The following is a 25,369-nucleotide window of genomic DNA, read 5'->3' on the forward strand; positions in this document are numbered from 1 at the left end:
AGTAGCAACATGAAAGAACGTCTCAACAATGACTTTCAGTTTGTGGAAGTTGGGCGGGTAGACCCGAAGAAGGTGCCTGCCAAAAAGCGGAAGAAAGAATTCGGTGAGATCTACCACCCGTTTACCGAAACCCATGCGGCGTCTCAGTCTCACCGCTGCCTGGCTTGCGGTAACCCCTATTGCGAGTGGAAATGCCCGGTACACAACTATATTCCGAACTGGCTGAAGCTGGTGTCTGAAGGCAACATCATGAAGGCCGTGGAGTTGTGCCACCAGACCAACTCCCTGCCGGAAGTGTGCGGCCGGGTGTGCCCACAGGATCGCCTGTGTGAAGGTGCCTGTACCCTGAACGATGGCTACGGCGCGGTAACCATCGGTTCGGTGGAAAAATACATTACCGACACGGCCTTCGCGCTGGGTTGGAAGCCTGATATGTCCAATGTGAAATGGACAGATAAAAAAGTGGCCGTTATCGGCGCCGGGCCCGCAGGCCTCGGCTGTGCCGATATCCTGGTGCGTAATGGCGTCAAGGCGGTGGTTTTCGATCGTTACCCTGAAATTGGCGGTCTGCTGACCTTCGGTATTCCCGAGTTCAAGCTGGAAAAGTCCGTGATGTCCCGGCGCCGTAAGGTGTTCGAGGAGATGGGCGTGGAATTCCGTCTGAACACTGAGGTGGGTAAAGACGTCCAGTTGAAGAGCATCATGGAGGAATTCGATGCGGTGTTCATGGGTATGGGCACCTACACCTACATGAAGGGCGGCTTCCCGGGAGAGGAACTGCCGGGTGTTTATGATGCTCTGCCGTTCCTTATTTCCAACGTGAATCGCCGTCTGGGGTTCGAGAAAAAAGCGACAGACTTCATTGATATGAAGGGCAAGCGCGTGGTGGTTCTGGGTGGTGGTGATACCGCCATGGACTGCAACCGCACCTCCATTCGTCAGCAGGCGGAGAGCGTCACCTGTGCCTACCGTCGGGATGAAGCCAATATGCCGGGTTCGCGCCGGGAAGTCGCAAACGCCAAGGAAGAAGGCGTGAAGTTCCTGTTCAACCGGCAACCTATCGCCATCATCGGTGAAGACCGTGTTGAGGGCGTTAAGGTTGTGTCTACCCAGTTGGGGGAGCCGGACGAAAACGGCCGTCGCCGCCCTGAGGTCGTGCCGGGCAGTGAGGAAGTCATTCCTGCCGATGCGGTGCTGGTGGCGTTTGGTTTCCGGCCGAGCCCCGCTGACTGGTTTGGTGAACACGAGGTGAACACCGATGATTCCGGTCGCGTTGCAGCGCCGGAGGAAGCCGAGTTCCCGTTCCAGACCAGCAACCCCAAGATCTTCGCCGGTGGTGATATGGTGCGCGGCTCAGATCTGGTGGTCACTGCCATCTGGGAAGGTCGCCAGGCTGCGGAAGGCATTCTGGACTACCTCGACGTATAACTCTGAGTTGATCAGAGTCAGAAGGGCGGCTTGCTACGGGTAAGCCGCCCTTTTTTATTCGTATAAACGGGGTATCATTGCTCCCCATTATCTCTGACCATTTACCGACGAGAACGGGATACGTTATGACCGAGCTGAAGAATGACCGCTTCCTGCGCGCCCTGATGCGCCAGCCTGTAGACCGCACCCCGGTGTGGATGATGCGCCAGGCGGGCCGCTACCTGCCGGAGTACCGCGCAACCCGGGCAAAAGCCGGTGATTTTCTCAGCCTGTGCAAGAACACGCCGCTGGCCTGTGAAGTTACCCTGCAGCCGCTGGAGCGCTATCCGCTGGACGCTGCCATCCTGTTCTCCGATATTCTGACCATTCCTGATGCCCTGGGCCTGGGTCTGTATTTCGAAACCGGCGAAGGTCCGAAATTCCGCAAGGTGATTCGCTCCGAAGCCGACGTCGACGCCCTGCCGAAGATGAATGCCGAGTCGGATCTGGACTATGTGATGAACGCAGTCTCCACCATCCGCCGCGAACTCAACGGCCGGGTACCGCTGATCGGTTTCTCCGGCAGCCCCTGGACCCTGGCCACGTACATGATTGAAGGGGGCTCCTCCAAGACCTTCTCTGAAGCCAAGAAACTGATGTACGGCCAGCCGGAAGTGATGCACCGCTTGCTGGACCATCTGGCCGATTCGGTGATCGACTATCTCAACGGCCAGATTAAGGCCGGTGCCCAGGCGGTACAGATTTTTGATACCTGGGGTGGCGTGCTGAGCAGCTGGGCCTACGAGGAATTTTCCCTGCGTTACATGACGAAGATTGTTGATGGTCTGATTCGCGAGAGCGAAGGCCGCAGGGTGCCGGTGATTGTGTTCACCAAGAATGGTGGTCAGTGGCTGGAGTCCATTGCTGATTGTGGCGCCGACGCCGTGGGCCTGGATTGGACGACGGACATTGGCAATGCCCGCGCTCGCGTGGGCGATAAAGTTGCCCTGCAGGGCAATATGGACCCGGCCATGTTGTATGCGCCGAAGGCGCGGATTCGCCAGGAAGTGGCGGATATCCTGAAGCGGTATGGCTCGGGGTCTGGGCATATCTTCAACCTGGGGCATGGGATAACGCCGGATGTGGATCCGGAGCATGCTGGGGCGTTTATAGAGGCGGTTGTTGAGCTTAGCGGGCAGTATCACCAATAGGTTCGAGTTTGTGCTTTGTTTACTCCTAGCCTGCGGGCTGTGGAGTAGGCAGGGTGGCGATAGGGCCTCCAAAAAAACGCTACGAGCTCATCCCTGAGCGCTTCGCTCCGGCCATCCATGGCCTCCGAGATTTTTTGGAGGCCCTATCGCCACCCCGCAGTCCAACGTTTCGGGAATATCTTAAGCCTTCGGGAGCGAAGCTCTCGCTAACCACTCCACGCTGTACTCCCTTTTATGTCCGGTCTATAGTCATAGAGGTTGATGACCATCGAGCCGGAGCTGCCCCTTGTCTACCAAATCATCCGAAAAACGCCGTTTCCATCGAATCAGTTTCGATGCGCCCTGTGAGCTGCATTGTCAGGATCAGGTGTGGTCAACCGAGGTGTTGGATATTTCCCTGAAGGGCGTTTTGGTCCAGCGGCCGGAAGGTTGGAAGGTTCCGCTGAACAAGCCTTGTGAGGTGGTGATTCACCTGAATGAACATGAAGCTGCGATTGTGATGGCGGTGGAGTTGAAGCACGTGGAGGATCATCGGCTGGGATTTCGGTGTCAGTATATTGATCTTGAAAGTGCCACGCATTTGAAGCGGCTGGTTGAGTTAAATCTTGGGGATCAGGCGCTGTTGGAGCGGGAGTTTGCGCATCTGATTGACTGACGAGGGCGCGCTGAGGCTTTTCGTTTGAGGTGCGGATTGCACTGAGGATAGAGAGGGCAGTGTTGGAGCGCCTTTCAAAAAATCTCGGAGGCCATGGATGGCCGGAGCGAAGCGCACATGGATGTGCTCGTAGCGTTTTTTTGAAAGGCGCTCCAACACTGCCCTAACTCTGGAGCCATAAGGCTCGGGGCCGTTAACTAAAGCTCTTCCAAAGCCGAAAGGGCATCAGAAAGCTTGGTCACCGGAATGACCTTCATGCCTTCCACAGGCTTGCGCGGAACGTTAGCCTTGGGAACCAAAGCCCGAGTGAAGCCGTGCTTGGCTGCCTCGTAAATCCGCTCCTGACCATTCGGCACCGGCCGGATCTCGCCGGACAGGCCCACTTCTCCGAAAATCACCAGATCCTGCGGCAGCGCCCGATTCCTGAACGATGACACCACCGCCGACAACAGAGCAAGGTCCGCGCTGGTTTCGTTGACCTTCACACCTGCCACCACGTTCACGAACACATCCTGATCCGCCACATGCATGCCACCATGGCGGTGCAGAACGGCCAGAAGCATCGCCAGGCGGTTCTGGTCGGTGCCCACGGCCACACGACGTGGGTAGCTGCCCTGGGCCATGTCCACCAGTGCCTGGATTTCCACCAGCATGGGCCGGGTGCCTTCCCAGACCACCATCACCACACTGCCGGGAGCGGCCTCTTCGCCCCGGTTCAGGAAAATGGCGCTGGGGTTTTTCACTTCCTTCAGGCCTTGTTCCAGCATCGCAAACACGCCTAGCTCGTTTACCGCGCCGAAACGGTTCTTGATGCCCCGCAGGGTGCGGTAGCGGCTGTCGCTGGAGCCTTCCAGTAGGATGGAGCAATCGATCATGTGCTCCAGCACCTTCGGTCCGGCCAGGCTGCCGTCTTTGGTAACGTGGCCAACCAATAGCAGGATGGTGCCTGTTTGCTTGGCAAAGCGGGTGAGGAAGGCAGCGCTCTCCCGCACCTGGGAGACTGAGCCCGGGGCGGATTCGATATCGGCCACGTGCATCACCTGGATACTGTCGATCACCAGAATGCGGGGCTTCTCCATTTCCGCCACCTGCATCAAACGCTCCACGGACGTTTCCGAGAGCATTTTCAGGTCTTTGGTGGGCAACCCCAGCCGCTTGGCGCGCATGGCCACCTGTTGCAGGGATTCCTCACCGGTGACGTAAAGCGCCGGGTGCTGCTCGGCCAGTTGGCAAACCGCCTGCAGCAGCAGGGTGCTTTTGCCCGCGCCGGGGTGGCCGCCCATCAATACCGCGGAACCCTCCACCAAGCCGCCGCCCAGCACCCGGTCGAACTCCTGCATGCCGGTGCTGATGCGGGCCTGCTCGGCCAAGCTGACTTCGTCCAGGCTTTTGACCTCGGATAGGCTGCCCGCGTAGCCCTCAAACCGGGCGCTGCGTGCACCCTTGCCGGGGCCGGAAACGCCGCGTACTTCGCTGATGGTGTTCCAGGCCTGGCAGGCCGTGCACTGGCCCTGCCACTTGGAGTAATCCGCACCGCACTCGGTGCATACAAAGGCGGTTTTGGCTTTGGCCATGGCAGAATTCCGTATCGGGCAAATCGGGGCGGGAGGAGCGAGCCGGCAAACGCCGGCTCAGTACCACAGTTACGCCAGCTTCTTGTACTTCATGCGCTTGGGCTGCATGGCAGATTCCCCTTTGCGCTTCTTGAAGTCGGCGTCGTAATCGGTGAAGTTGCCTTCAAAGTACACCACCTCACCGTCATCCTCGAACGCCAGAATGTGGCTGGCCACACGGTCCAGGAACCAGCGATCGTGCGAGATGATCAGAGCGGAGCCGGGGAAGTTCAGAATGGCTTCTTCCAGTGCGCGCAGGGTTTCCACGTCCAGATCGTTGGTAGGTTCGTCCAGCAGCAACACGTTGCCGCCTTGCTTTAGGAGCTTGGCCAGGTGCAGGCGGTTACGCTCACCACCGGAGAGATCGCCTACCCGCTTTTGCTGGTCGGTGCCCTTGAAATTGAAGCGGCCCACATAAGCGCGGGAAGGTGTTTCGTAGTTGCCAACCTTGATGATGTCGTTGCCGTCGGACAGCTCTTCCCACACGGTTTTACTGCCGTCCAGGTCGCGCATCTGATCCACGTAAGCGAGCTCAACGGTTTCGCCCACGGTGATAGTGCCGGAGTTTGGTTGGTCCATGCCAGCAATCATCTTGAACAGCGTGGATTTACCGGCACCGTTACCACCGATGATGCCGACAATGGCGCCCGGCGGTACGCTGAAAGACACGTTTTCATATAGCAGGCGATCATCGAAGGCCTTGCTGATGCCCTCCACTTCGATCACCTTGCCACCCAGGCGTGGTCCGGGCGGGATGTACAGTTCGTTGGTCTCGTTACGTTTCTGGAACTCCTGAGAGCTCATCTCCTCAAAGCGGGCCAGACGGGCCTTGCTCTTGGACTGGCGGCCTTTGGCGTTGGAGCGCACCCACTCAAGCTCCTGCTTGATGGCTTTCTGGTGCGAGGCTTCCTGCTTGGCTTCCATTTCCAGGCGTTTTTCTTTGTTCTCCAGCCACTGGCTGTAATTGCCCTCGAACGGGATGCCGTGGCCCCGGTCCAGCTCCAGAATCCAGCCGGCGACGTTGTCGAGGAAGTAACGGTCGTGGGTGATGGCGACCACCGTGCCGTCGTAATCGTGCAGGAAGCGCTCCAGCCAGGCCACGGACTCCGCGTCCAGGTGGTTGGTCGGCTCGTCCAGGAGCAGCATGTCCGGGCCAGACAGCAGCAGGCGGCACAGGGCCACACGGCGGCGCTCGCCACCGGACAGCACTTTGACTTTCTGATCCCAGGCTGGCAGGCGCAGCGCATCGGCGGCCACTTCCATCTTGCGTTCGATATCGTGCCCGTCAGTGGCCTGGATGATGGCTTCCAGTTCGCCCTGTTTCTTGGCCAGGGCGTCGAAATCGGCATCCGGCTCTGCGTACGCGGCGTATACCTGGTCCAGTTCGGCCAGGGCGTTGTGCACGTGGGCAACGGACTCGTCGACGATTTCCTTGACGGTTTTTTCTTCGTCCAGCTCCGGCTCCTGGGGCAGGTAGCCGACATTGATGCCGGGCTGGGGCCGGGCTTCGCCGATGTAATCCTGGTCGACACCCGCCATAATACGGAGCAGGGTGGATTTACCGGAGCCGTTCAGGCCCAGTACGCCGATTTTGGCGCCCGGGAAGAAGCTCAGGGAAATGTCTTTCAGAATCTCCCGCTTGGGTGGTACCACCTTGCCCACGCGGTTCATGGTGTATACGTACTGGGCCATATTGGCAGAATCCTTATCCGAAATTCGCGTAGATAACAGAAAACACGACAGGTGTCTGGCTAAGGCCTTCGGGGTGGGCGATTCGGGATCCTCAAAAACAGGGATGTTTTTGCGGAGCGTACAGGGACGTATTCACAGCGTATCCCGAATCGCCCACCCCGAAGGCCGTCACTGCCAAAGTAGACACCATTGAATGTTGATCGGCTAAGGTATCTAAACCTATCCGGGATAGCAATTGAGTGAAAATCGGGATCCTCGGTGTGCCGGTATCTGCGGACGGCATAAAGGATGATTTTTAACCCGCTTTCGGGATAGAATAGCGGCCCAATTTTTCAGGGGTTACGGCATGCAAAGAGGCAGCGCCGGGCCAGCCATACAGACAGGGGCAGCACATCCATGTTTAATCGTGATATGAAAATCGCCGGTTTCGATGACGAACTTTGGAACGCCATGCAGGCGGAAGAGAAGCGTCAGGAAGCGCACATCGAACTGATCGCGTCTGAAAACTACACCAGCCCGCGGGTGATGGAAGCCCAGGGCAGTGTGCTGACCAACAAGTACGCCGAAGGTTATCCCGGCAAGCGTTACTACGGCGGCTGTGAGTTTGTCGACATTGCTGAAGACCTGGCCATCGCCCGTGCCAAGGAACTGTTCGGTGCTGCCTACGCCAACGTTCAGCCCCACTCCGGCTCCCAGGCCAACTCTGCCGTGTTCATGGCCCTGCTCAAGCCCGGCGATACCGTTCTGGGTATGAGCCTGGCCCACGGTGGTCACCTGACCCACGGTGCCAGCGTCAACTTCTCTGGCAAGATCTATAACGCCGTTCAGTACGGTATCAACACCGACACCGGCTTGCTGGACTACGACGAAATCGAGGCGCTGGCGGTTGAGCACAAGCCGAAGATGATCATTGCCGGCTTCTCAGCCTACTCCCAGGAGCTGGACTTTGCCCGCTTCCGTGCCATCGCCGACAAGGTTGGCGCCTACCTGTTTGTGGACATGGCTCATGTGGCTGGCCTGGTTGCTGCTGGCGTGTATCCGGACCCGGTGCCACACGCCCACGTGGTTGCAACCACCACTCACAAAACCCTGCGCGGCCCCCGCGGTGGCCTGATCCTGGCCTGTGATGATGAAGATCTGCAGAAGAAACTGAACTCTGCCGTCTTCCCCGGCGGTCAGGGTGGCCCGCTGATGCACGTGATTGCAGCCAAGGCCGTGTGCTTCAAGGAAGCCATGAGCGACGAGTTCAAGGCTTACCAGCAGCAAGTGGTGAAGAACGCTGCGGCCATGGCCGAAGTGTTTGTTGCGCGTGGCTTTGACGTGGTGTCCGGCGGTACCAAGAACCATCTGTTCCTGGTCAGCCTGATCAAGCAGGACATCACCGGTAAAGACGCCGATGCCGCTCTGGGCAAGGCGCACATCACCGTGAACAAGAACGCTGTCCCGAACGACCCGCGTTCACCGTTTGTGACCTCAGGCCTGCGCATCGGTACCCCGGCCGTTACCACTCGTGGTTTCAAGGAAACCGAGTGCCGTGATCTGGCTGGCTGGATGTGTGACATCCTGGACAACCTTGAAGACGAAGCAACCATCAGCCGTGTGCGTGAGCAGGTAGAAGCGGTGTGTGCCCGCTTCCCGGTCTACGGCTGAGCGATAGCGTAACAAGACTGCCCGGGCGCTCCTGAGGGAGCCCCGGGTTCTTCCTTTCCGGAGCATCTGAATTATGCATTGTCCTTTCTGTGGTGAAGCCGATACCAAGGTGATTGATTCGCGCCTGGTGGCTGAAGGTGATCAGGTTCGCCGCCGCAGGGAGTGTTTGTCCTGCCGGGAGCGGTTCACTACGTTTGAAAACGCTGAGCTGGTGATGCCGCGCGTGGTCAAGCAGGATGGCACCCGGCAGCCATTCGATGAAGAAAAGCTTCGGGCAGGCCTGATGAAGGCGCTGGAAAAGCGGCCGGTCAGCATCGAGGAAATCGACGCTGCCCTGAACCGTATCAAGTACCGCCTGCGTTCCACCGGTGAGCGTGAAGTAAAGTCTATGCAGCTCGGTGAGGAAGTGATGACCGAGTTGCGTCAGCTCGACAAAGTGGCCTACGTTCGCTTTGCCTCTGTTTATCGCAGCTTTCAGGACATCAACGAGTTCAAGGAAGAGATTGAGCGATTGTCTCAGGGTAATGGTGAAACCGCGGCTGATGTGGCAAGGGCGTTGGCCGACAAGCAGTCCGGAAAAGGCAAGGCATGATTGCAGACCGTGACCGGGCGATGATGGCCCGGGCCATTCAGTTGGCCTGGCGTGGCCGCTATTCTACCCACCCCAACCCCCGGGTTGGCTGTGTGATCGCCAAGGGCAACCGCATCGTCGGAGAAGGCTGGCACGAACGTGCCGGAGAGGCTCACGCAGAAGTTCGCGCTCTGAGCCAGGCCGGCCAGGATGCCCGTGGGGCGACTGCGTATGTCACGCTAGAGCCCTGCAGCCATTATGGCCGAACGCCGCCCTGTGCCAGAGCGTTGATTGACGCTGGCGTGGCGCAGGTATTTGCCGCGACTAAAGATCCTAATCCGTCAGTGTCTGGCCGGGGGCTGGACATGCTCCGGGATGCCGGCATCAAGGTGACCGAGGGGTTGATGGCTGATGAAGCGGTTCGCTTGAACCCCGGCTTTATGAAACGCATGAATACTGGCCGGCCCTGGGTTCGCCTGAAAATGGCCGCCAGCCTGGATGGCCGCACCGCCATGGCCTCTGGCGAAAGCCAGTGGATCACCGGGCCCGAAGCCCGGAGGGACGTGCAGCGGCTGCGCGCCATCAGCGATGCTATCCTGACGGGAGTAGGCACGGTTCTGGCGGATGACCCATCGTTGACGGTGCGTCGGGATGAAATGGGGGAGATTGGTGATGCCACGGATCCCTCACGCCAGCCTCTGCGGGTTATTGCCGACCGGGACGCCCGTACACCGGCGACGGCGCGTATTCTCCAGGGGGGCAATGTTCAGGTGTTCTGCGCCAGTTCGGCACTGGCATCGGCGCCGGCGCAGGATCTGGCCGCGCTGGGCGTTAGCCTGACCGGTGTGGCCTGGAAAGATAATGGTGTTGACCTTGCTGAGCTGCTGGATGCCCTGGGCGAACTTGGCATCAACGAATTATTGGTAGAGGCGGGGCCAACCTTGGCCGGAACGTTCATTCGGGAAAACCTTGTGGATGAACTCTGGTTGTATCAGGCGCCGGTATTTCTGGGCAGCACCGGGCGACCAACCGCTCATCTGCCGCTTGAAACAATGGCTGATAAAGTGCAATGGAAAGTGCTGGATCGGCGTCAGGTGGGTGAGGATCAGAGGCTGATCCTGGCCCGCAGCTAATCATTCAATTCATTCCCTTCGGTCGCAGCAAGATGCGGCCAGGGTGACAGGGTGCAGAACCGTATGGCACTGAACAGCATTGAAGACATCATCGAAGACATCCGCCAGGGCAAAATGGTGATCCTGATGGACGATGAGGATCGCGAGAACGAGGGCGATCTGGTAATGGCTGCAGAACATTGCACGCCGGAAGCGATCAATTTCATGGCTCGCTTTGGCCGGGGCCTGATCTGTATGCCGATGACCCGAGACCGGTGCGAACAGCTGGGCTTGCCGTTGATGGTGCAGCAGAATGCTTCCGGCTTCGGCACCAAGTTCACGCTGTCTATCGAGGCGCGTGAAGGCGTGACCACCGGTATCTCTGCGGCTGATCGCGCCCGCACGGTACAAGCGGCGGTTGCCCGCAATGCCAAGGCGTCAGACCTGGTTCAGCCGGGCCATATTTTCCCCTTGATGTCTGATCCTGGTGGGGTGTTGAGCCGGGCCGGGCACACCGAAGCCTCCTGTGACCTGGCGGCTCTTGCCGGTTGCGAGCCTGCCGGTGTGATCTGTGAAATCATGAATGACGACGGTTCCATGGCGCGCCGTGAAGACCTGGAAAGATTCGCAGAAGAGCATGACCTGAAAATCGGCACCATCGCCGACCTGATCCACTACCGCACCATGAATGAAAAAACCGTGGAGTGCGTGGAAGAGCACGACCTGGATACCGAGTATGGTCTTTTCAAGTTACGTACCTACCGAGACAACATTCAGGGTGCCACCCACCTGGCCATGGTGATGGGAGATATTGCCCCTGAAGAGCCTGTGTTTGTGCGTGTACACATCACCGATACCCTTCGGGATCTGTTGGGTGCACGTCGTAAGGACTCGCGCAGTTGGCCATTGCATCATGCCCTTGAGAAAGTGGCTGAGGAAGGGCGTGGCGTTGTGGTTCTACTGAACAGCGCTGAAGACAGCTATAACCTGGAAGATCGAATCCAGGAATTCTACGACGAGGGCACAGCATCTGCCGGGAAAGGCAGTTCTGGCGTGTACTTCACCGTCGGAACCGGTTCTCAGATTCTGCGGGATATCGGCGTAGGTAAAATGCGCTTGTTGAGCCCGCCGGTAAAATTCTCTGCCATTTCCGGTTTCGATCTGGAAGTTGTGGAATACGTACCCTACACCCCCGAATGATAAACCCGGCTGCGGCTCTGAGTGCCGCAGCTCGCGAAGGAGCCCAAGATGGCAGATATCAAAGTAATTGAAGGTGATTTCACCCAGTGCGGCGGCCGTTACGCCCTGGTGGTTGGCCGGTTTAATGGTTTTGTGGTTGAAAGTCTTGTAGATGGGGCTGTAGATACCCTGTTGCGCCACGGTATTTCCAAAGACGACATCACCATCATCCGGGTACCGGGTGCCTATGAAATGCCGCTGGCAGTCAAGCGCGTAGCCGAAACCTCCGACTACGATGCCATCATCGCCCTGGGCGCGGTTATTCGTGGTGGCACGCCGCACTTCGAATACGTCGCCGGCGAAGCCTCCAGTGGTTTGGGCGCGGTCAGCCTGGAAACCGACGTTCCGGTTACCTTTGGCGTATTGACCGTCGATTCGATCGAACAGGCCATTGAGCGCTCAGGCACCAAGGCCGGCAACAAAGGCGCGGAAGCGGCCATTACTGCCCTGGAAATGGTCAGTCTGTTCAAAAAGTTGGGTGAGTAATGAACGAAGCGGGTGATACCTCCCCCCAGCCGGGGAAAACCGGCCAGCCCAAGGCTGGTGATCGGCGCAGGGCACGGGCCCTTGCCATGCAGGGCCTGTACCAGCGGCACTTCAGCAAAACGCCGATCTCTGACATTGAAGCGGAGTTCATGGTCGATAATGACATGAGCAAAGTAGACATCATGTATTTCCGGGATTTGTTGCGGGGCATCCATCGGGAACAGGCCGAGCTGGATAAACTGATCGAGCCTTTCCTTGATCGGCCCCTGAAAGAGGTGGATCCGGTTGAGCTGGCGATTGTCCGCCTGGGCACCTATGAGCTGAAGCATCGGATTGATGTGCCCTACAAGGTGGTGATTAACGAAGGCATCGAGATGGCCAAGCGTTTTGGCGGTACCGAAGGCCACAAGTTTGTGAACAGTATTCTGGATAAACTGAGCCAGCGCCTGCGCCTGGCAGAGACTCGCCCGCGTTGATTCATGGGTGAATTCGAGCTGATCCGTCGCTTCTTTGTGCCCCTGGCCAACAAGGCCATGACAGATCAGCTTGTGCTCGGCCCCGGGGATGATTGCGCTATCCAGCGTGTTCCCGAGGGTCGGGATCTGGTCTTCTCAGTCGATACGCTGGTTGAAGGCGTTCATTTTCCTGCTAACTATTCCCCTTTCTGTCTGGGATGGCGAGCGCTGGCGGTAGCCACCAGTGATTTGGCTGCCATGGGCGCTACACCTGTTTGCTTTACCCTTGCACTGACATTGCCTGAGGCGCAGCCTGAATGGTTGGCGGATTTTGCCCAAGGGCTTGCTAAGGCCAGTGATAATTTCGGAATTGCTCTGGCCGGTGGCGATACTACCCGGGGGCCGTTGGCGGTCTCCATCCAGGTACACGGTACGGTGACACAAGGCTCTGCTATCCGGCGCTCTGGCGCCCGCCCGGGTGATCTTATCTGCGTGTCCGGACCATTGGGTGCCGCCGGCGCCGCACTCGAATTTCTGGAGGCAACCGCCCCAGCTTCCGACGAGAAAGCCGTGCTGGCTCGCTACCATTTTCCTGAGCCCAGGCTGGCGCTTGGCCAACAGCTGATTGGCAGGGCTTCAGCGGCGATCGATATCTCCGATGGCTTGCTGGCGGATCTTGAGCACATTCTCGAGCAGTCCGGTGTGGGTGCTGAGCTGGACGCCAATAGCATTCCAATGTTGCCGGAGTTGCGCCGACTTAAAGGGGTTGCGGCGCTCAGTCTGGCGTTGACCGCAGGCGACGACTATGAATTGTGCGTGGCCATCGCGCCTGATCAATACGCTGCCCTGGCACCGGAGGTGCAGGGTGGGTTGATTATTATAGGGCGTATTCAGCAGGCGTCGGGGCTGCGCGTTACGGGAGCGGACATGACGGAATCACCCGCCGGATTTGATCATTTTGGGAGATCGGTTTGAAGGACGAAGATCTGATGCATGAACCAGACAGTCCAACGGCTATACTGCCACCGGGCTTTTTGCGACACCCAGTGCATTTTCTGGCCTTTGGCTTCGGCAGTGGCGCCATGCCAAAGGCGCCCGGCACCTGGGGGAGCCTGGCGGCGATACCGGTATGGTACACCTTCGCCTGGTTGCCCCCGGTTGCCTATTGGCTGGTGGTTCTGGCGGCTTTCCTGGTGGGTATCTGGTTGTGTGGGAAAACCGCAGACGCGCTCAAGGTGCATGACCATGGAGGTATCGTCTGGGACGAGTTTGTAGGCATGTGGATAGCCCTTGGCCTGTTCCCGGACCAGATCTACGGTGTATTGATGGCGTTTCTGCTGTTCCGGCTGTTCGATGTAGTCAAGCCCTGGCCCATCAGTTGGCTGGATGCCCGGATGCCAGGAGGGCTGGGGATCATGGTGGATGATGTGGTGGCCGGATTCATGGCCCTGGTCTGCTTGTGGGGTATCGATGTTTGGGTAATGCCCTTCATCATCTGAAGAACATTACCCGGCGGATGGGCCAGCCGGAGCTTCCGTTCGGCCAGGTTTAATGGAGTTGCTGTTCTTCCGGTAGCATCCTGACCACGTGCAGAAATCGCTTGAGGCCGATCTCTGCACGTTCCCGGGACGCAAAGGGACCGCTGTCAAAGCCTTCCCGCGTGGTGAAATACCATTTGCTGCCTACACAGAAAAAACGACTGCTGCGAAAGGGTGCCGGGCCGTTTTCTCCGGTCCTGCGCTGAGTGTCCATGGTTGCTCCTGAGCCCGCTTATTCTTTTCTTCTCGGGCAACGCGTTTTGTTTGCCGACCTGATTAAAATTAATCCAATTGCGGCTTAATTCAACAAATTTTTACATTCTTGTGATCGGCGTTATATGAGCCCGGTAAAAATCACCAGTGCTTGGCGCCCGCTTATCAAAGCTTTGCTTGCTCCTCGGGGCCTGGATGGTCAGAATGCGAGAGCGTGTGATCCCGTCATGGCCGCCCAGGCCTCTCAAGGAAAAGGAGATGAAATGAGTATGTGTCACGTTTCCAGGGTTTTCAAGTTGGTTGTCCTGATGCTGAGCGTTACCTTGTTTGGTTGTGCGTCATCACTGACGCGAGTGGATGCCTGGCAGGGCGACCCCGAGGGGGCGGCGAACCCGGCAGTATTGAAGGCCCCGGGCGAAATTCAGGTGGCCGCCATCAATGGCACAAACATGACCCGCTTCATGCTGGACGATCTGGCTCTGGACTACGGCTTATTGCCCGGCGAAACCGAGGTCGTCTTTACCTACAAGACCATATGGGCCCGAACTGGGGTGGTGCGTGATGGTGAATCCAAAGTGCACACGGTGGAGAGCGACCAACAAGTGGTGCGCTTCGATGCCCAGCCGGGCGCAGAGTATCGCTTCCGTTTTGACAAGCCTTCGTCGCGGCAGCAGGCGGAAGCCATGATGGCAGACTTTTCTGTATCCATCACTGACAGTAACGGGACGCTGGTGGCGGAATCCAGCAAGTGGGATGGGGCGTCACAGTACAGTGGTTATCGCACGCCTTTGGCAGCATCTGGCGGTAGCGCCAGCAGCGAACCGGGCTCGACCACGCTGGAACGCCTGAAAGCTCTGTGGGAACACGCTACCGAGGAAGAGAAGCGAACCTTCCTGCGCTGGGCGTTTGAGTAATAATGTCGGCGGGCCGGGCGTTTTGGTGCCCGGCCCAAGTTATCGACGAAAGCGTTGAAGCCCGCCCCTAATCATGTTTTCAAGCGCCCCTAATATCTCATCGGTCAGGTTTTGGCCGCTGCCGTGCGGAGTCTCCAGGCCCTGATCAGGGCCGAGGTCATGCAGACACTCCTCAATCCCGGTCAGGCTATCCTCAATCAGGTCTTGCAGGCTGTCTCCATCGGGAACCACGTCCGGGCACAGGGTAAAGTTCAGAGTCAGTTGTCCTTGATAGCTCACGGCCACAATGACCAGCCCAAGGCTGTCGAACAGTGGGGCCGTGTTGTATTGCCGGATCAGTCGCGCGCCTTGCAGGAACAGTGGAACTTGTGGTCCGGGTACATTGGTGATCGGCAGGTTGAAGAGCGGGTGATAACGCTGCGCCACCTGCAGCTCGGAATATAGCCGGGCAGACAGCGCCAGCAGGGTGGACGGCAGCAGTTCGGTCAGCCGGTCGGCGGCAATGGCTTCCCGGTAGGGTTCAGACTCCACCGCGTTCTGATGGATGCGTCGGATCCGGGCTGCGGGATTGGGTTCGTTAGTGGCAAGGTCCAGCAGCATCGCAGACATCTGGTTGCCGGTGGCTTTGCGCAGGCTGCTGGAGCGCACCGAAATCGGCGTCATTGCTACCAGGGACTTGTCTGTGTCGCCACCCTGTTGTTCGAGGTAACGGTGCAGGGTCTCAGCGCATAATCCGAGCACCACGTCGTTCAGGGTGACATCTCCGAGGCTGGCCTTGATTGCCTTGAGCCGGGACAGGCTGACGCTGGCGGAGACAATGCGCCGGTTGGCGGTGATCTGCCGGTTAAACGGACTGTGGGGTGCGGTGAACAGCGGGAAGGGCACCGGCAGCTTCTGCAGCTGTTTCTTGACCAGGCCCCGGGCGGTGGCTTCGGCTGCGTTGTAAGCGAGTGAGGCAACCTGCATGGGGGTCTTGAGCATATTGGCGCTGGCCTGAAGAAATACACGCTCCTCGGAAGGCTCCGGTCGCGCCAGCCAGGGACGTGGCGGTGCAATGGGCCGGGGCTCTGGTGTGTATTCCAGTAACTTGCCCATGATCTCCTCGCCACTGAAGGCATCAATGGCGGCATGGTGCAGTTTGACGATCAGCGCAAATCCTTGTTTATCACCTTCCGGGTCGTCAATGCGAAAGCCGTCGACAAACGTGATGTGCCACAGGGGGCGGTCACGTTTTAGCGGCTCTTCCATGATTTTTGATGCCAAAGACATCAGGCTTGCCTGTTTGCCGTGTTCGCCCAGGTTAACGTAGGCCAGGTGCCGCTCAATACTGAAGCTGGGGTCATCGATCCAGTAGGGGCGCCCCAGGCGCAGGGGGATTTCCTTGAGCTTTTGCCGAAACAGGGGGACCACGTGCAGGCGGCTGCGCAGGTATGACACAAACGTGCTGAATGCCAGGGGATCTCTCAGGCCGCTGGCGTCGAACAGGTACACACCGCCAATGTGCATGGGGGTGGTTTCTGACTCCAGATAGAGAAACGAGGCATCCAGTTCCGACAGCTGACGCATCCAGCGCACTCCCTTGTGTGTCACGGTTAAGGTTGCGGGCCTTGGAGTATAGCCCATGGCATGATCGGGCCTATTGGCCCCGGTGCCTCGATTTTATTCCGGTTGAAGCCATTTGTGGATGGTCTCATCATGGCTGAGTCTGTCCCAGAACCACATCAATGCCTTGCCTTTGTCTTCGCTATGGCGGGCCAGATGTACGCTGATGGCGGAGCGGGGTTCACTCGTCTCTTTGGCAATAAGCGAGCCCCTGGCGAGCTGGTTCCGGATTCTCGGGTAGGGCAGCCAGCCAACTCCCAAACCTACCTCCTGGGCTAGAATCTTTTGGTCGATGTTGCTGACGGTGAGGGTTCTCTGGCGCCGGAATATTCCCGCATGGCCGGGTGGCAGCGAGCGCGACGTATCCGCCGCTACCGCTGCGGGATACTGTGCAATATCCGCTTCGGCCAGGGGGCCGGTCACACTGGCGAGGGGGTGTTCTGCGCCTACCGCAAACACAAACGGTACTTCCCCCAGTGATTTGGTGGCGAAAGCTCCGGCAGGTTTGCTCAGCAGGTCTGCCCCGACAACCATATCAACGCGACGGCTTTGCAGGGCATCCCAGGCACCGGCGAAGACTTCTTCGATAATCTGCACATCAACCGGAACCCCAAGCTGATGAAAATCCCGAATGGCCGGAAACAGGCATTCAGCCGGCAGCAGCGAGTTAAAGCCAATACGCAGCCGGGTTTCCCAGCCCTGGGCCACCTGCCGCGTGGTATGGGCAAGGTTCTCCGCGGCTTCCAGCAGTGAACGCCCCTCCTCAAGCAGATACCGCCCGGCTGAGGTCAGTACAGCCTTATGACCGCTGCGGTCAAAGATACTGACGTTCAGATCCTCTTCGAGCTTCTGAACCGTGTAACTGATGGCGGAAGGCACCCGGAACAGCTCCGAGGCAGCCCCTGCAAAACTGCCCTTGCGGTCAATGGCGTCCAGCACTTTGAGTGCGTCAATCGTAATAGCTGTATGCATGTTCGAATAATCTGAAAGTGTTTGCCAGAAATGCTTGCTATCAGCCTACCAGCCCACCCGGTAACCTGTCTCCAACATTTGTAAACGGGGTCAGACCCCTGTGAGTTAATGTGGACAGTTAAATTGGGGTCAGACCCCTGTTGATAAGTCTGCAGTTATACACAGGGGTCTATACACAGGGGTCTGACCCCAGCAGGAGGTTTTATGGGTTTGTTGGTTGATGGTCAGTGGCACGACGAGTGGTATGACACGGACAAGACCGGAGGCAAGTTTGAGCGTGAAGCGGCTCGGTTTCGCAACTGGGTAACGGTTGATGGCTCGCCCGGTCCGGCGGGGGAGGGCGGCTTTGCGGCCGAGAGCGGGCGCTATCATCTGTATGTGTCTATGGCCTGCCCCTGGGCGCACCGGACATTGATATTCCGGAAGCTGAAGGGTTTGGAGCGTCACATTTCGGTGTCGGTTGTGCATCCGGACATGGTGGAGAATGGCTGGGAGTTTCGGGAGGATGATCCGGCTCACCAGGATCATCTGTATCAATCCCAGTTTATGCATCAGATCTACACTCGGGCCGCGCCAGATTATTCCGGTCGGGTCACCGTACCGGTGTTGTGGGATAAGCGGCAGGAAACCATTGTCAGCAATGAGTCTGCCGATATCATCCGGATGTTCAATTCCGCGTTTAACGGCCTGGAAGGCGTGAATTCCGCTCTGGATCTATACCCGGAACAGCTGCGCGAGCAGATCGATTCGGTGAACGAGCGGGTTTATGACACCGTTAACAATGGTGTTTACAAGGCCGGCTTCGCGACTGCACAGGACAAATACGAAGAAGCCTACAGCGCGCTGTTTGATTCTCTGGACTGGCTTGAGCAGATCCTGGCGGGGAAGCGCTATCTGACCGGCAGCCAGCTTACCGAGGCGGACTGGCGCCTGTTCACCACGTTGATTCGGTTTGATGCCGTGTATTACAGCCACTTCAAATGCAATCGCCAGCAGATCCGGGATTATCCGAATCTGTCAGGTTATGTGCGGGAGCTGTACCAGGTGCCCGGAGTGGCCGAGACGGTGGATATTCGTCAGATCAAGCAGCATTACTATGTCAGCCAGCGCACCATCAACCCGACACAGGTGGTGCCGGTTGGGCCAGATCTGGACTTCGATGCGCCCCATGGCCGCGAGCAGGTTGGCTAAGGCAGTAGAACGGGCGGCGCCTGATGGGTTGCCGCCCGGTTTGATGCTCAGCTGACTCGGGCTACCGCCACTTCAGTCAGCAACTCCAAGGCCTTCCGGTGCTCAGACTTCGGCAGGCAGGTGAGCAGGTCGCAGGCGATCCGTGCCTGCTCTTTTGCCTTGGCCATGGTATATTCAATGGCGCCGGAGGATTTGACGATCTCCAATACCTTCGGCAGGTCGTCCAGCCCGCCTTTGCGGATGGCCTGACGAATCAGCTGTCGCTCTTCATCGCTGCCGTTGGCCATGGCATAAATCAGGGGCAGGGTGGTTTTCCCCTCGGCCAGGTCGTCGCCCACGTTTTTGCCCATGGCTTCTGCATCGCCCAGATAATCGAGAACGTCGTCCACCAGCTGGAACGCCAGGCCTAGGTGCTTTCCATAGTCTTTCAGTGCAGTTTCTTGCCTGTCATCGGCGCCCGCCAGCAGCGCGCCGGTGTGGGAGGAGGCCTCGAACAGCATGGCAGTCTTGTTGTGGATGACCACCATGTACTGCTCTTCGGTAAGATCCGGGTTTTTCACGTTCATCAGCTGCATTACTTCGCCTTCGGCAATCACCGCCGTGGCGTGGGACAGAACGTTCATGATCGGCAGGCTTTCCAGTTCCACCATCATCTCGAAGGCCCGGGCGTAGAGGAAATCACCTACCAGAACGCTGGGAGCATTGCCCCATTTTGCGTTGGCGGTGCTGCGGCCCCGACGCATGTCAGAGGTGTCGACCACATCGTCGTGGAGCAGGGTGGCGGTGTGCAGGAACTCGATGACGGCAGCCAGCTTCAGGTGTTCGATTTCGCTGTAGCCTGCAGCCCGACTGGATAGTAGTACCAGCAGCGGCCTCAGGCGTTTACCGCCGCTTTCAATGATGTATTGAGCGATCTTCTCAACCATTGGGACGTCAGAGGCAAGCCGCTGGATTATCAGGTCATTGACGCGGCTGAAGTCTTCCGCCACGGTGTCATGGATGCGCTGGGCTGTCATCGGGCTGGTACGTCCCTTGCTGGTGTTTTCGTTGAGTTTTCGGGCAGGACGCGGCAATGCTAGGTATTGCTGCCTACAGTGTCAACTTGCCCGGGAATCTCACTTGTATTGCCCGGCGGCTTTTCGTACAATCACGCGCCCAACTCATCCCAACCTGCGCTCCCTGCAATAGGGTCGCCAGAGCGCTTCCCTTAGAACCAGGTGGATAAGAGCAGGGATGGGTCAATCGCGGAGACTATGAATGTACGCAGTTATTGTTAGCGGTGGTAAGCAGCACCGTGTAAAAGAAGGCGAAACTCTGAAGCTGGAGAAGCTGGAAGTTGAAACCGGCGGCTCTGTTGAGTTCGATCGTGTTCTTCTGGTTGCCAACGGCGACGACGTAAAAGTCGGTGCCCCGGTAGTTGATGGCGCAAAGGTGACCGCTGAAGTGGTTAGCCACGGTCGTCACGACAAGATCAACATCATCAAGTTCCGTCGTCGTAAGCATCACATGAAGCGTCAGGGCCACCGTCAGTGGTTTACTGAAGTCAAGATCACGGGTATCCAGGGCTAAGCCCTCGAATAACCCCTTAATTAAGGAGGCTGGTAATGGCTCATAAAAAGGCAGCAGGTAGTACCCGTAACGGTCGCGATTCCGAGTCGAAACGACTTGGTGTCAAGCGCTACGGCGGTGAGACTGTCACTGCAGGCAGCATCATCATTCGTCAGCGTGGCACCCGTTTCCACGCCGGCAGCAACGTAGGCATTGGCAAGGACCACACCCTGTTCGCGAAAGCGGAAGGTCAGGTGAAGTTCGAAACCAAAGGTCCGCAGAACCGCAAGTTCGTGAGCATCGTTCCGGCTGCGTAAGCAGCGGCGATCCGGTTCTGTCGAACCTTGGGTGAGCCTGATATGCTGATCTGATCAGCCCTCAGGTGAATCCGGAGCCCCGCAAAGCTTCCATGAGGCTGCGGGGCTTTTTAGTTTATGCAAAGGCATCAGGCGTATGAAATTTGTAGACGAAGCCACCATCATTGTTGAAGCCGGTAAAGGCGGCCACGGCTGCCTGAGTTTCCGGCGGGAAAAGTATGTACCAAAGGGTGGTCCCGACGGCGGTGACGGCGGGGATGGCGGCTCTGTCTACCTGGAAGCAGACAGCGCTCTGAACACGCTGATCGATTACCGCTTCCAGCGCAAACACAAGGCCCAGAATGGCGAGCCGGGGGCCGGGCGTAACTGCACAGGTAACAAGGGTGAAGACCTGGTGCTGCCGGTACCGGTAGGCACCACCGTTGTGGATATGGATACCCATGAAGTGCTGGGCGACCTCACCAAGGAAGGCCAGCGCCTGAAGGTGGCCCAGGGTGGTTTTCATGGCCTGGGGAATACCCGTTTCAAGTCATCGGTCAATCGTGCCCCGCGACAGACCAGTAAAGGCTCGGAAGGTGAGGCCCGTAATTTGCGCCTGGAGCTGAAGGTTCTTGCGGATGTCGGTTTACTGGGCATGCCCAATGCCGGCAAATCTACTTTCATTCGTTCGGTATCTGCGGCAAAGCCGAAGGTGGCTGACTACCCGTTTACCACGCTGGTACCCAATCTTGGTGTGGTTAGTGTTCAGGCTCACCAGAGCTTTGTCATTGCCGACATTCCGGGGTTGATCGAAGGCGCTGCCGAGGGCGCAGGGCTGGGTATCCGCTTCCTTAAACATCTGGTGCGTACCCGCTTGTTGCTGCACTTGGTGGATGTGGCGCCTTACGATGGTTCGTCCCCCGTTGAGGCGGTAAAGGCCATTGCTCACGAGTTGGAGAAGTTTAGCGAAACCCTGGCCAGCCGCCCCCGTTGGCTGGTGCTGAACAAGGTCGATATGGTGCCAGAAGAAGATCGTGACGCCCATTGCCGGGCCATCGTGGATGAGCTGGGTTGGGAAGGTCCGGTATTCCGCATCTCGGCATTGAGTGGTGAAGGTACCAAGCCGTTGGTTCAGGCGGTGATGCGCTGGATTGAAGAGCAGGCGGAGCAGGAAGCCGAGAACCCGGAAGTTGCCGAGCAGGAGGCCGCTCGTCGCCGCCGGATGGACGAAGAGGCGCGCGCCAGAATTGAAGCTGATCGACAGGCTCGCCGGGCTGCGCGAGAAGCCGATGACGATGATGACTTTGACGACGACGATTACGACGTTGAAGTGGTCTACGCCCCCGAGTAAACAGCAACCCCAAGGGACAGAATCGCAATCATGAGTGAACGCCTCCAGCTCCGAAAGGCTCGACGTCTGGTTATCAAAATTGGTAGTGCCTTGCTTACCGATGATGGCAAGGGGCTGGATGTCGCGGCCCTCGGGTTGTGGGTAGACCAGATTGCGGAGCTGATTGCCGAAGGCGTGGAAGTGGTGGTGGTGTCCTCAGGCTCGGTGGCTGAAGGCATGAGTCGCTTGGGCTGGAGCTCACGGCCCCAGCATTTGCACGAGTTGCAGGCCGCAGCAGCGGTCGGTCAGATGGGCCTGGTGCAAACCTGGGAGGCGCAGTTCAAGCGCCATGATATCCACACCGCTCAGATTCTGCTGACCCACGATGATCTCTCCGATCGCAAGCGTTACCTGAACGGCCGCAGCACGCTGCGCACGCTTCTGGATTACGGTGTGGTGCCCATCGTCAATGAAAATGATACGGTGGTGACCGACGAGATCCGTTTCGGTGACAACGATACCTTGGGCGCGCTGGTGGCCAACCTGATCGAAGCCGATGGTCTGATCATCCTTACCGACCAGTTGGGGTTGTTTAACAAGGACCCACGTAAGCATCAGGATGCAGAACTGGTTACCGAACGCAAAGCCGAAGACCGGGATCTCGACGCCATGGCGGGTGGCGGCGCCGGGGCGCTAGGCCGCGGAGGTATGCTGACGAAGCTGCGGGCAGCCCGTCTGGCAGCCCGTTCAGGTGCCTTTACCGTGATTGTCGGCGGTCGTATCGAGCATGCGATTTCCCGTCTGCGGCAGGGTGATGTGATTGGCACGTTATTGCTTCCAGAGCAGGGTAGAATGGCGGCTCGCAAACAGTGGATTGCCAGCCATCTGCAAACCCGGGGTAAATTGACGCTGGATGAAGGTGCGGTAAAGGTGTTGCGCCAGGGCGGTCGCAGTTTGTTGCCGGTAGGCGTGAAGGCAATTGCCGGCCAGTTCCGGCGGGGCGAGATGGTGTCATGCGTTGACCTGAATGGTCGGGAAATTGCCCGCGGGCTTGTTAACTACGATGCTGACGAAGCAAGGGCTATTGCCGGCCGCTCAAGTGATCGCATTGCCGATGTGCTGGGTTATGTCTCCGACGAAGAGATGATTCATCGGGATAATCTGGTTGTGGTCTGAGTTGTTCGTATAACGGGTAAAATTCAGGCACAAAAAAACCGGCACGAAGCCGGTTTTTTGTTTGCCCGGCGAAGCCGGCAAACCCGGCCACCTGAAAGAAGGTGGCGTCACCCCGGCTGAGGGGAAGACAATCCGACTGGCAAGGGCGTTGTTGGCTAACGGCAGGGTCTGAAGGAAGCTATAGGAGGTTAACGGTACACAACGCAAGTGAACCTGCTTCGGCAGTCCAGGTGGGTAAGCGTGCAAAATAGCGCGACGCCCGATACTCAGTCAGACCTGGGCTGTGTTTGAGGGTGGCATCGTTAACAGGGAGCCGGTGCAGTAACCGGGGAAGCCTGGCACCCTATCCGGTTCGACCGGACGCTGAGGCTCAAGGTGAAAGCCAAGGCCGCAGCGGGTGTGAGGTGGCAGATGAAGCCGTAGTAGTGACGAAGTTCCGGCCCGAGAAGCCTGGTAACAGTGTGGAGGGCAAAACCGGAATGACCGCTGGCGGAGGTTCAGCGGGCCGATCAGGGTCAAAAGCTCTGGTTGGATGCGAAGGGCGGAAGTCATTAACGAGCATGACGGACGACGAGCGATAGGTGGACGCTGCGTTCACAAGCTGCCCGACGGGGCGGGGATGTGCATCGAGGTGCTGCGGGAACGCAGTCGCTTTGGTGTTCACCGAACAAGGGAGTAGAGCGAGACCGTGGCGGCAGATTGCCAGAGTGCTAGTACCCGGACGGATCGTTTGAAACAGACCAGCAGCCAGGCCGATCCTCGAAGTCGTCATCACACAGATGAGCAGGCATGAGGACCTACTACAGCTTGTACGGACAGCTGCTGTCAAAACAGCGTTTGTATGAAGCCTTCAGGCACGTCAAGCGCAACAAGGGTGCGGCCGGAATCGATGGGCAGAGCCTGAGTGCGTTTGAGGCGAATCTGGAGGTGGAGCTGTCGTGCCTGTTACTCGAACTGAAGGAAAAGCGCTATCGGGCGCACCCGGTCAGGCGTGTGGCCATCGCCAAGGACGACGGTGGTGAACGTTTGCTGGGCATTCCAACGGTTCGGGACCGGGTTGTGCAACAGGCGTTGCGCAGAATCATCGAACCGATCTTCGAGCCGGACTTCCACCCGTCGAGTTACGGGTATCGTCCGGGCCGCAGTGGTCACCACGCCATCGGCAAGGCGGAGTTATTCGTCCGCCGCTACCGACGGACATGGGTAGTGGATATGGACCTGTCGAAATGCTTCGACACCCTGAACCATGACCTGATCATCCGTCAGTTCCGCCGACGGATCACGGACGGCAGTGTTCTGTCACTGCTGCGCCAGTTCCTGGAAAGCGGCGTGATGGTGGGGTACCACCTTGAAGACACGACGTTGGGCAGCCCGCAGGGCGGCGTGATCAGTCCGCTGATCGCGAACGTCTACCTGGACGCCTTCGACCAGTTCATGAAAGCGCGGGGGCATCGGATTGTCCGCTATGCAGACGATATCCTGATCCTCTGCGCCTCCCGAGCTGGGGCGAGCAATGCGTTACGGGTGGCCCAAAGCTACCTGGAAGGGGAGCTGAAGCTGACAGTTAACGCCACCAAGACCCACATCGCCAACAGCGATGAGGGGGTGAAGTTCCTGGGTGTGGTGATCTACACGAACTACACACGCATCCAGGACAAGAAGGTGGTGACACTCAAGCAGAAGCTGAAGGCGCTGACCAGGCGAAACCGGGGCGTCGGACTTGCGGCGATCATCCGCGAGCTGAACCCGGTGCTACGGGGCTTTGTCAACTACTTCCGGGTAGCTAACTGTGCGCGGGTGCTAAAGCAGGTTATGAGTTGGTTAAGACGGCGACTGCGCTGCATCCAGCTCAAACAGTGGAAGAGACCGGGCCGGTTGCATCGGAGGCTGAAACAGTTGGGCTACAAGCCTCCGTTTCGGTACATCAAGATGCAAAGCTGGCGCAATGCGGCCTCACCGCTGGCCCACCATGCAATCCCGAATGCCTATCTGCATAATGACTTACGGTTGGTGGATCCGACCAAGGTCAGAACCGGCATCACTGTCCCCGAATTCGGGGTAAGTTAATGGCATGAGCCGTATACGTGGCCCGTATGTACGGTTCTGTGAGAGGGATGAGGCGGTGACGCCTCACCCTACTTGATATGAGCTCAAGATTCAGGCAGCTTTCAGGGCCTTGATCTTGGCGTTCAGGCGGCTCTTATGACGAGCAACCTTGTTCTTGGCGAAGATGCCTTTGTTGACCATGCTGTCCAGAATCGGCTGAGCGGTCTTCAGGGCTTCCTGAGCGCCTTCGTAGCTGCCAGCTTTGATCTGGGCGTCTACTTTCTTCATGTAAGTACGTGCCATGGAACGCAGGCTGGCGTTGTGCTTGCGGTTTTTCTCGTTCTGACGAGCGCGCTTCTTGGCTTGCGGGGAATTTGCCACCGTAAAACTCCTGAAATTCGTTGCTGTAACTACTGAATATGTTTACATCGCAGGCGCGCCAAAACCAGCGC

25 protein-coding genes are annotated in these 25,369 nt (G+C 58.2%); 18 read left to right on the forward strand and 7 right to left on the reverse strand.

The features are described from left to right. Positions 1 to 9: 9 nt before the first annotated feature. From RVM24_RS21090 to RVM24_RS21100, 3 genes are all read left to right on the forward strand, one after another. The gene (locus RVM24_RS21090) at positions 10 to 1,428 is read left to right on the forward strand and encodes an FAD-dependent oxidoreductase (protein WP_431474708.1); all 1,419 of its coding nucleotides are present in this window, start codon (positions 10 to 12) and stop codon (positions 1,426 to 1,428) included. Positions 1,429 to 1,553: 125 nt separating this feature from the next. Further along, positions 1,554 to 2,618, forward strand: a complete 1,065-nt coding sequence (hemE, locus tag RVM24_RS21095) for a uroporphyrinogen decarboxylase (RefSeq protein WP_431474709.1) — start codon at positions 1,554 to 1,556, stop codon at positions 2,616 to 2,618. Between the two features lie 286 nt (positions 2,619 to 2,904). After that, positions 2,905 to 3,273 carry a PilZ domain-containing protein gene (locus RVM24_RS21100; RefSeq protein ID WP_072678321.1) on the forward strand — a complete coding sequence of 123 codons (369 nt, stop codon included), beginning with the start codon at positions 2,905 to 2,907 and terminating at the stop codon, positions 3,271 to 3,273. 197 nt (positions 3,274 to 3,470) lie between these two features. On the opposite strand, the gene radA is transcribed toward RVM24_RS21100, so the two are convergent. Both radA and ettA read right to left on the reverse strand, forming a co-directional pair. Beyond that, a complete protein-coding gene (radA, locus tag RVM24_RS21105; RefSeq protein WP_072678320.1) occupies positions 3,471 to 4,847 on the reverse strand; it encodes a DNA repair protein RadA in 1,377 nt (458 codons plus the stop codon). 69 nt (positions 4,848 to 4,916) lie between these two features. Further along, the gene (ettA, locus tag RVM24_RS21110) at positions 4,917 to 6,578 is read right to left on the reverse strand and encodes an energy-dependent translational throttle protein EttA (RefSeq protein ID WP_342631849.1); all 1,662 of its coding nucleotides are present in this window, start codon (positions 6,576 to 6,578) and stop codon (positions 4,917 to 4,919) included. A gap of 396 nt (positions 6,579 to 6,974) precedes the next feature. On the opposite strand from ettA, the gene glyA reads away from it, so the two are divergent. From glyA to RVM24_RS21150, 8 genes are all read left to right on the forward strand, one after another. Further along, entirely contained in the window at positions 6,975 to 8,228 is a 1,254-nt protein-coding gene (glyA, locus tag RVM24_RS21115) for a serine hydroxymethyltransferase (protein ID WP_431474710.1), read from the forward strand. Positions 8,229 to 8,301: 73 nt separating this feature from the next. Next, on the forward strand, positions 8,302 to 8,820 hold the full coding sequence (gene nrdR, locus RVM24_RS21120) for a transcriptional regulator NrdR (protein WP_058091276.1): 519 nt from the start codon (positions 8,302 to 8,304) through the stop codon (positions 8,818 to 8,820). Then, positions 8,817 to 9,932, forward strand: a complete 1,116-nt coding sequence (gene ribD, locus RVM24_RS21125; protein ID WP_152437326.1) for a bifunctional diaminohydroxyphosphoribosylaminopyrimidine deaminase/5-amino-6-(5-phosphoribosylamino)uracil reductase RibD — start codon at positions 8,817 to 8,819, stop codon at positions 9,930 to 9,932. The genes nrdR and ribD overlap by 4 nt, the downstream gene beginning before the upstream one ends. 63 nt (positions 9,933 to 9,995) lie before the next feature. After that, the gene (ribBA, locus tag RVM24_RS21130; protein WP_072678407.1) at positions 9,996 to 11,111 is read left to right on the forward strand and encodes a bifunctional 3,4-dihydroxy-2-butanone-4-phosphate synthase/GTP cyclohydrolase II; all 1,116 of its coding nucleotides are present in this window, start codon (positions 9,996 to 9,998) and stop codon (positions 11,109 to 11,111) included. Between the two features lie 48 nt (positions 11,112 to 11,159). Beyond that, the gene (ribH, locus tag RVM24_RS21135) at positions 11,160 to 11,636 is read left to right on the forward strand and encodes a 6,7-dimethyl-8-ribityllumazine synthase (RefSeq protein WP_431474711.1); all 477 of its coding nucleotides are present in this window, start codon (positions 11,160 to 11,162) and stop codon (positions 11,634 to 11,636) included. After that, positions 11,636 to 12,112 carry a transcription antitermination factor NusB gene (gene nusB / locus RVM24_RS21140; protein WP_072678316.1) on the forward strand — a complete coding sequence of 159 codons (477 nt, stop codon included), beginning with the start codon at positions 11,636 to 11,638 and terminating at the stop codon, positions 12,110 to 12,112. The genes ribH and nusB overlap by 1 nt, the downstream gene beginning before the upstream one ends. A 3-nt stretch (positions 12,113 to 12,115) precedes the next feature. Beyond that, a complete protein-coding gene (gene thiL, locus RVM24_RS21145; protein WP_061332372.1) occupies positions 12,116 to 13,066 on the forward strand; it encodes a thiamine-phosphate kinase in 951 nt (316 codons plus the stop codon). Positions 13,067 to 13,080: 14 nt separating this feature from the next. Then, positions 13,081 to 13,590 (forward strand): phosphatidylglycerophosphatase A family protein, encoded by a 510-nt coding sequence (locus tag RVM24_RS21150; RefSeq protein ID WP_061332431.1) that lies wholly within the window; start codon positions 13,081 to 13,083, stop codon positions 13,588 to 13,590. A gap of 49 nt (positions 13,591 to 13,639) precedes the next feature. Here RVM24_RS21150 and RVM24_RS21155 read toward each other — a convergent pair whose 3' ends face one another. After that, positions 13,640 to 13,843: a DUF6316 family protein gene (locus RVM24_RS21155; RefSeq protein WP_431474712.1), complete on the reverse strand. Its 204-nt coding sequence runs from the start codon at positions 13,841 to 13,843 to the stop codon at positions 13,640 to 13,642. Between the two features lie 262 nt (positions 13,844 to 14,105). Here RVM24_RS21155 and RVM24_RS21160 point away from each other — a divergent pair, with 262 nt between their 5' ends. Continuing rightward, entirely contained in the window at positions 14,106 to 14,756 is a 651-nt protein-coding gene (locus RVM24_RS21160; protein WP_431474713.1) for a DUF2057 family protein, read from the forward strand. A gap of 39 nt (positions 14,757 to 14,795) precedes the next feature. Here the strand turns inward: RVM24_RS21160 and RVM24_RS21165 are convergent, their stop codons facing one another. Beyond that, a complete protein-coding gene (locus tag RVM24_RS21165) occupies positions 14,796 to 16,322 on the reverse strand; it encodes a WS/DGAT/MGAT family O-acyltransferase (protein WP_431474714.1) in 1,527 nt (508 codons plus the stop codon). A gap of 93 nt (positions 16,323 to 16,415) precedes the next feature. Further along, on the reverse strand, positions 16,416 to 17,330 hold the full coding sequence (locus tag RVM24_RS21170; protein ID WP_431474715.1) for a LysR substrate-binding domain-containing protein: 915 nt from the start codon (positions 17,328 to 17,330) through the stop codon (positions 16,416 to 16,418). A gap of 204 nt (positions 17,331 to 17,534) precedes the next feature. Between RVM24_RS21170 and RVM24_RS21175 the strand changes: the two genes are divergently transcribed. Continuing rightward, positions 17,535 to 18,521: a glutathione S-transferase family protein gene (locus RVM24_RS21175; protein ID WP_431474716.1), complete on the forward strand. Its 987-nt coding sequence runs from the start codon at positions 17,535 to 17,537 to the stop codon at positions 18,519 to 18,521. 47 nt (positions 18,522 to 18,568) lie between these two features. Here the strand turns inward: RVM24_RS21175 and RVM24_RS21180 are convergent, their stop codons facing one another. Continuing rightward, entirely contained in the window at positions 18,569 to 19,537 is a 969-nt protein-coding gene (locus RVM24_RS21180; RefSeq protein ID WP_431474717.1) for a polyprenyl synthetase family protein, read from the reverse strand. Between the two features lie 241 nt (positions 19,538 to 19,778). On the opposite strand from RVM24_RS21180, the gene rplU reads away from it, so the two are divergent. From rplU to ltrA, 5 genes are all read left to right on the forward strand, one after another. Further along, positions 19,779 to 20,090, forward strand: a complete 312-nt coding sequence (gene rplU / locus RVM24_RS21185) for a 50S ribosomal protein L21 (protein WP_061332366.1) — start codon at positions 19,779 to 19,781, stop codon at positions 20,088 to 20,090. Between the two features lie 35 nt (positions 20,091 to 20,125). Further along, positions 20,126 to 20,386 (forward strand): 50S ribosomal protein L27, encoded by a 261-nt coding sequence (rpmA, locus tag RVM24_RS21190; protein ID WP_022987754.1) that lies wholly within the window; start codon positions 20,126 to 20,128, stop codon positions 20,384 to 20,386. A gap of 136 nt (positions 20,387 to 20,522) precedes the next feature. Then, on the forward strand, positions 20,523 to 21,716 hold the full coding sequence (gene cgtA / locus RVM24_RS21195; protein ID WP_431474718.1) for an Obg family GTPase CgtA: 1,194 nt from the start codon (positions 20,523 to 20,525) through the stop codon (positions 21,714 to 21,716). A gap of 30 nt (positions 21,717 to 21,746) precedes the next feature. Then, positions 21,747 to 22,871, forward strand: coding sequence for a glutamate 5-kinase (gene proB / locus RVM24_RS21200; protein ID WP_431474719.1), 1,125 nt, complete (start codon positions 21,747 to 21,749; stop codon positions 22,869 to 22,871). A 789-nt stretch (positions 22,872 to 23,660) separates the two neighbouring features. Continuing rightward, positions 23,661 to 24,938 carry a group II intron reverse transcriptase/maturase gene (gene ltrA, locus RVM24_RS21205; protein WP_061333421.1) on the forward strand — a complete coding sequence of 426 codons (1,278 nt, stop codon included), beginning with the start codon at positions 23,661 to 23,663 and terminating at the stop codon, positions 24,936 to 24,938. Positions 24,939 to 25,028: 90 nt separating this feature from the next. Here ltrA and rpsT read toward each other — a convergent pair whose 3' ends face one another. Next, entirely contained in the window at positions 25,029 to 25,298 is a 270-nt protein-coding gene (rpsT, locus tag RVM24_RS21210) for a 30S ribosomal protein S20 (protein WP_058091292.1), read from the reverse strand. Positions 25,299 to 25,369 lie beyond the last annotated feature (71 nt).

It is taken from the genome of Marinobacter sp. KM021, assembly GCF_050707965.1.
Lineage (GTDB): Bacteria > Pseudomonadota > Gammaproteobacteria > Pseudomonadales > Oleiphilaceae > Marinobacter > Marinobacter shengliensis.

Excerpts from the sequence above, each read along its gene's own strand:
- hemE (WP_431474709.1), top strand. The coding sequence starts at position 1,554 with ATGACCGAGCTGAAGAATGACCGCTTCCTGCGCGCCCTGATGCGCCAG.
- RVM24_RS21160 (WP_431474713.1), top strand. The coding sequence starts at position 14,106 with ATGAGTATGTGTCACGTTTCCAGGGTTTTCAAGTTGGTTGTCCTGATG.
- RVM24_RS21155 (WP_431474712.1), bottom strand. The coding sequence starts at position 13,843 with ATGGACACTCAGCGCAGGACCGGAGAAAACGGCCCGGCACCCTTTCGC.
- nrdR (WP_058091276.1), top strand. The coding sequence starts at position 8,302 with ATGCATTGTCCTTTCTGTGGTGAAGCCGATACCAAGGTGATTGATTCG.
- RVM24_RS21170 (WP_431474715.1), bottom strand. The coding sequence starts at position 17,330 with ATGCATACAGCTATTACGATTGACGCACTCAAAGTGCTGGACGCCATT.
- nusB (WP_072678316.1), top strand. The coding sequence starts at position 11,636 with ATGAACGAAGCGGGTGATACCTCCCCCCAGCCGGGGAAAACCGGCCAG.
- RVM24_RS21090 (WP_431474708.1), top strand. The coding sequence starts at position 10 with ATGAAAGAACGTCTCAACAATGACTTTCAGTTTGTGGAAGTTGGGCGG.
- glyA (WP_431474710.1), top strand. The coding sequence starts at position 6,975 with ATGTTTAATCGTGATATGAAAATCGCCGGTTTCGATGACGAACTTTGG.
- ribD (WP_152437326.1), top strand. The coding sequence starts at position 8,817 with ATGATTGCAGACCGTGACCGGGCGATGATGGCCCGGGCCATTCAGTTG.
- thiL (WP_061332372.1), top strand. The coding sequence starts at position 12,116 with ATGGGTGAATTCGAGCTGATCCGTCGCTTCTTTGTGCCCCTGGCCAAC.
- RVM24_RS21165 (WP_431474714.1), bottom strand. The coding sequence starts at position 16,322 with ATGCGTCAGCTGTCGGAACTGGATGCCTCGTTTCTCTATCTGGAGTCA.
- rpmA (WP_022987754.1), top strand. The coding sequence starts at position 20,126 with ATGGCTCATAAAAAGGCAGCAGGTAGTACCCGTAACGGTCGCGATTCC.
- radA (WP_072678320.1), bottom strand. The coding sequence starts at position 4,847 with ATGGCCAAAGCCAAAACCGCCTTTGTATGCACCGAGTGCGGTGCGGAT.
- ltrA (WP_061333421.1), top strand. The coding sequence starts at position 23,661 with ATGAGGACCTACTACAGCTTGTACGGACAGCTGCTGTCAAAACAGCGT.
- RVM24_RS21150 (WP_061332431.1), top strand. The coding sequence starts at position 13,081 with ATGCATGAACCAGACAGTCCAACGGCTATACTGCCACCGGGCTTTTTG.
- proB (WP_431474719.1), top strand. The coding sequence starts at position 21,747 with ATGAGTGAACGCCTCCAGCTCCGAAAGGCTCGACGTCTGGTTATCAAA.
- cgtA (WP_431474718.1), top strand. The coding sequence starts at position 20,523 with ATGAAATTTGTAGACGAAGCCACCATCATTGTTGAAGCCGGTAAAGGC.
- ribBA (WP_072678407.1), top strand. The coding sequence starts at position 9,996 with ATGGCACTGAACAGCATTGAAGACATCATCGAAGACATCCGCCAGGGC.
- ettA (WP_342631849.1), bottom strand. The coding sequence starts at position 6,578 with ATGGCCCAGTACGTATACACCATGAACCGCGTGGGCAAGGTGGTACCA.
- rplU (WP_061332366.1), top strand. The coding sequence starts at position 19,779 with ATGTACGCAGTTATTGTTAGCGGTGGTAAGCAGCACCGTGTAAAAGAA.
- RVM24_RS21180 (WP_431474717.1), bottom strand. The coding sequence starts at position 19,537 with ATGACAGCCCAGCGCATCCATGACACCGTGGCGGAAGACTTCAGCCGC.
- ribH (WP_431474711.1), top strand. The coding sequence starts at position 11,160 with ATGGCAGATATCAAAGTAATTGAAGGTGATTTCACCCAGTGCGGCGGC.
- RVM24_RS21175 (WP_431474716.1), top strand. The coding sequence starts at position 17,535 with ATGGGTTTGTTGGTTGATGGTCAGTGGCACGACGAGTGGTATGACACG.